We start from the raw sequence: 4,579 nt of genomic DNA, 5'->3' as shown, positions 1-4,579 counted from the left end.
GAGAAGAAGGAAAGCAAACCCGCTATGAAGGCCACCGGGTATCCCAGCTCTATCCCTGGCCCCACATCCAGAAACAGGCCCATCCGGAACGTCCAGATGCGTAGATTCGTAAACGTCGGAACCCAAACCGGAACGCTCAGGATCGGGAAGAAACGGGGCAACACATCCAGCAACACCATCCCACCGATGAACAGCAACAGCACGCCGCTGGCGACGTGGAAGATCGGAAGATAGCGGCGCATCCGTCGCATCCCGGCGAGGGCATGATCCAGGAGGAACCCCAGCACCAGGAACGGAACCCCTAAGCCGGCCGCGTAAGCGGCCAGCAAGCCCAGGGCGTGGCCGGCCGTCTCCTGCTGGAACGTCATGGTGAGAATCGCCCCCAGCGTGGGTCCCACACAGGGGGTCCACCCGGCCGCAAAGAAGACGCCCATCAACCCGGAGGTCGCGAAGCCCAGCGAGGGGATCTCCCGGAGATGGGGACGCCATTCGGACATGATCAGCGGGTAGATCAGGGGGATCCGCACTCCCAGGATGGCCAGGCCCATGAGGAGGACCACGCTACCCCCGATGGCGGCCAGGAGGTCGCGCCCGCTGAAGAAGAGCTGGCCGAGGAGCGTGGCTGCCCCACCCCAGGCGAACACGAACACGAACGAGAACCCCAGCACAAAGGCCAGAGCGTGAGAGAACGTGCGCCAGCGAAGGGTCCATGTCATCTCCTCACCGGGGCTCATCATGTTCCTCCTGAAGCTCCGGGTTCAGCCGCGCCCGCAAACGAGCCATTCGTTCCTCCAGCGCCCGCTGCCGGCGCGCCAGATAGAGGATGTAGAAAAAGGTGATGCCCCAGAAGACCAGATAGGCGACAACGAGATAACCCATCGGCGTAGACTCCCTGGTTGATTCTGAACGCGACGCTGCCCCTTTGAGGCGGCGGGGGCCGCGGAAGGCAGGCCTGCTCACCTCCAAAATATCCATAACGCCGTAGGCAACTTCAGGCGTCGAGTCCCATCCAAACGCCTTGGAGAGGGAAGGAGGCCAGGCCCCTTCCCCCTTTATCCCCCCCTCCCAGGGCCTATGGGCCCTGGGAGGGGGGGAGCGCAACGTTTTGGGGGCGGAGGACCATCCCATCTCGCCCGGGGGGCTCCGAGCATAACTTCTACAATTAAGCCTCCATCGCTTCCTCTATTTCCTCCAGTGCCTCCTGAGCCCGCTGGACCCGATAGCGCATCCACAAGAGCACGCTGAAGAGCAACGTCCAGGCGATCAAGCTGAGCACCATGGTGTGGACCATCCGGGGTGTCAGCCCGAACTGCCCCTGCGCCTCTGCGGAGACGCTGGGACCCAGCACGATGGGGTGGATGGTGCGAAGCAGGCGGGCCGAGAGATACGTAATGGGCACCGTCACGAAGGCCACGATGGCATAGACCGCCGCAAACCGGGCCCGGGTCTCCGGGTTCTCCACCGCGTTCCGCAGGAGCAAATAGGCCAGATACACTACCCAGGTGATTGTCGTCGTGGTCAACCGCGGATCCCACGTCCACCACGTGTTCCACACCGGGCGGGCCCAGAGGGAGCCGGTGATGATCGCCATGGTCAACAGCACCAGCCCGATCTCCACCGCAGCGTGGCTCAGCTGATCCCAACGCACGGCTCGCGTCCGTAGATACGCGATGGACCCGATAAGCGCCACCGCGAAAGCGAGAAAACCGGTCCATGCCGTGCTGATGTGGAAGTAAAAGATCCGTTGCACGTCGCCCATCCTCGCTTCCCGCGGCGCGTAGACGAAGACCGCCAGAGCCGCCAGGGCCATCAGGGCGATGGTGGTCCCTATCCAGATTCGTTCCCAAGATCGCATTCGGCCCTCCTCATGGGTTACGCCGGTTATGAGCTGGCCACCTCTTCAAACACCATCCACGCCACTGCAAAGAGAAGAAGATCGTAGGCGAGCAGGATCTGCAGCCATATCGACCCCCCGGCAGGATCCGCTTCCAGGATCGCGCGGGTCCCCTGAATGCCGGCGATGACCAGGGGGGCCGCCACCGGGAACAGCAGGATCGGCAGCAGCAGCTCACGGGCCCGGGTGGCCATAGCGATCGCCGCCAGAAGCGTGGTCACCCCGGACAGGCCGACCGCTCCCAGGGCCAGGAGCAGGAGGATAGCGGGATCCCAAAGGGAGAGGTTAAAGAAGACGCCCGCAGCCGCCAGGGATAGAAGGATGACCAGCCCCAGCAGCAGACTGTGGACCATCGCTTTGCCCGCGAACAGCACGCTCCGATCCCCGGGCACCATCAGGAGCCCTTCCCATGTTCCTCGATCGATCTCCGAAGCCATCATCCGTCCCACGCCCAGGCTGCTGGCGAAGAGCAGGAGCATCCAGAAGAAAACCGGAACGAAAGAACGAGCCAGATCCGGACGCAACTCGAACGCTGCCCCGAACAGAAAGAGACTTAAACCGGCCAGGGTCAAAAGCGGAGTCAGCGTCTCTCGCGCCCGCCCCTCGATCCGCAGGTCCTTCCAGAGCAACGCCTGGAACGCGCGAAGCCCGTGCCCCTGCGGGCGGATAGGGAAAGCGGATCGGATCCCTTCCACTTTGGCCGGAGCTGTAGAAGCCCCTCGGATTCCATCCGAGAGCATCCTGCGGGTGGAGAGGAAATTCCCTTCGGACGGACGGAGGGGCCTTTCCGCGGCGGAGCCAGTCCTTCGGTCCATCCCGGCCTGATAGAGTTCCTGAAGGGTTTTCTCCGGGAAATCGGTGGGGGAGCCCTCCGCCACCAGACGACCGCTCACCAGGACCACCACCCGGTGGGCGAAATCGGCGGTGGCCGGATCGTGAAGCGCCGCCACCACGGCCCGCCCCTGGGCCGCCAGCTCCCGGATGGCCTCCCGGGCCTCTTCTAACCCGAGCACATCCAGGCCCGTGAACGGCTCATCCAGCAGCAAGACGGGGGCCGGCGAAAGGAAGGCGCGCGCCAGGGCCAGCCGTTGCAACATCCCCCGCGAGAACCGGCGCACTGGATCCCGGGCGCGGTCCGCCAGACCCATCCGCCTCAGTGCGGCGTCCACCGCGCCTGGCTCCTCCGGCCAGCCATAGAGGCGCTGATAGAAACGGAGGTTCTCCGCCGCGTTGAGGTCTGGATACAGCCAGGGCTGATGACCCAGCAGGGTCACCTGAGCCCGTATCCTGGCTCCGTCCGGCGGCCAGCTGAAATCGCCGATCCGAACCCGACCGGATGTGGGCCGGAGGAGGGTGGCGGCCACCCGGAGCAGGGTGCTCTTCCCAGCCCCATTCGGCCCCATCAGCGCCACGATCTCCCCCGGTTGCACCGTCAGAGAGACCTCCCGCAACACCCACCGCGGGCCGAACGCTTTCGAAATCCGCTCCAGCTGCAGTGCAAGCTCCAGGCTCACCGGAGCGCTCCCGGCGTGCGTTCCTGCAAAAGAAAAAGGGCGAGGCGCTCGTCCAAACCATCTGCCCCACCCCGGCAAGGCTACCCAGAAACAGGATATAAGTCCTGACCTTAGGAGCTCCCGAACGGGCCGAGCCCATCCTGGCGCTTCAAGAAGATGTGTCGGACTCCCCTTCGATCGGTTCACGGTCTTTTAGGGACCAGAGGACGGGCGACACCAACATCCCCTGCGCGCTGATCAGCAGGCCTACACGACTGGTTTGGGCAGCCTTCATTGATCGCCGATCTAAGGTCAGCCCAAACACAATCGGCATGACTGGATCCTGGATTCCCTCGGCTTGCAACATCGCGACCGCAGTGGGACTCTTCAATACCTCGTTCACGAACTCCCGGATTGACCGCGGCCAGACCTTTGTCTTTGCAGAAACCAGCACCCAGACCTCTCGTCCGTCCTGCAGCCGAATCTGAGCGACGCCGTCAACCTCTCCTACTCCATCGAGAGTGACCGAGAACACCGGCCCAAGCAATGTGCCGCCCTGTTCCGCCACCCACTCTCGCAAGGCTTGGATCATTCGCTCCTCAATCATGGGGCCTATAACCTGACCGAACCGATCAAGGATTTCTTTCGTCTGCTCCCGGAACTCGCCGAGATCCTGAAGCGCCTCCTGCATCCGCACCGTGGACTCACTCAAGCGCTGATGAGACTCGCTCAGCTTTTGTAACTGCTCCTCAGTTCGCCGCTGGGCCTCTGCCAGCTCCGCAAACCGACGGTCCGCCTCCGCCCGATGGGCCACAAACTCCTCATAGTGCCGCCGCTGCGCCTCCGCTAGGGCAGCAACTGATTCCGCCAGGCCTTTCACAGTCTCTATCAGATCGCCCATCAACAGCTCAATCTTTTGCACCCGGTCGGAAAGGTCACGGAGGACTTTCGGCGATTCTAAAAACTCCTCTGTCAGCAATCGCCGCCGCAATGCCTCCCGCCACTGAGGGTGCTGATCCAGCAATCGCAACAGATCCTCGAAGTCCTGAACTGTAAACGCCATCTGCTCCTCCGGACGCACATGCGCAGAAAGCTCAGCAACGCCAAGCATTCTGCTTAAGGAAGCCCTTTCCGAATAGTATTGTATCATACCCCAACATGACGTCGTTCTCTTGTCGGGGGAGAAAAATGT

The 4,579-nt window shown here is 62.9% G+C and carries 5 protein-coding genes; all 5 read right to left on the bottom strand.

Annotated features, from left to right (window positions below; all coding sequences use genetic code 11):
• A partial coding sequence (locus NZM16_RS08475) for a cytochrome c biogenesis CcdA family protein (RefSeq protein ID WP_295479919.1) occupies positions 1-734 on the bottom strand: 734 nt, incomplete at its 3' end.
• On the bottom strand, positions 721-879 hold the full coding sequence (locus tag NZM16_RS08470; RefSeq protein WP_295452805.1) for a CcmD family protein: 159 nt from the start codon (positions 877-879) through the stop codon (positions 721-723). The genes NZM16_RS08470 and NZM16_RS08475, both read right to left, overlap by 14 nt.
• Positions 880-1,162: 283 nt before the next feature.
• Positions 1,163-1,855: a cytochrome c biogenesis protein gene (locus NZM16_RS08465; protein ID WP_295452802.1), complete on the bottom strand. Its 693-nt coding sequence runs from the start codon at positions 1,853-1,855 to the stop codon at positions 1,163-1,165.
• Between the two features lie 26 nt (positions 1,856-1,881).
• Entirely contained in the window at positions 1,882-3,408 is a 1,527-nt protein-coding gene (gene ccmA / locus NZM16_RS08460) for a heme ABC exporter ATP-binding protein CcmA (RefSeq protein WP_295452800.1), read from the bottom strand.
• Positions 3,409-3,556: 148 nt separating this feature from the next.
• Positions 3,557-4,450, bottom strand: a complete 894-nt coding sequence (locus NZM16_RS08455; protein WP_295479917.1) for a hypothetical protein — start codon at positions 4,448-4,450, stop codon at positions 3,557-3,559.
• Positions 4,451-4,579 lie beyond the last annotated feature (129 nt).

The organism is Thermoflexus sp., from assembly GCF_025055495.1.
Classification (GTDB): Bacteria; Chloroflexota; Anaerolineae; order Thermoflexales; family Thermoflexaceae; genus Thermoflexus.
Note: the sequence above shows the minus strand (reverse complement) of the source record. Positions and strands in the feature narration are given on the sequence as shown.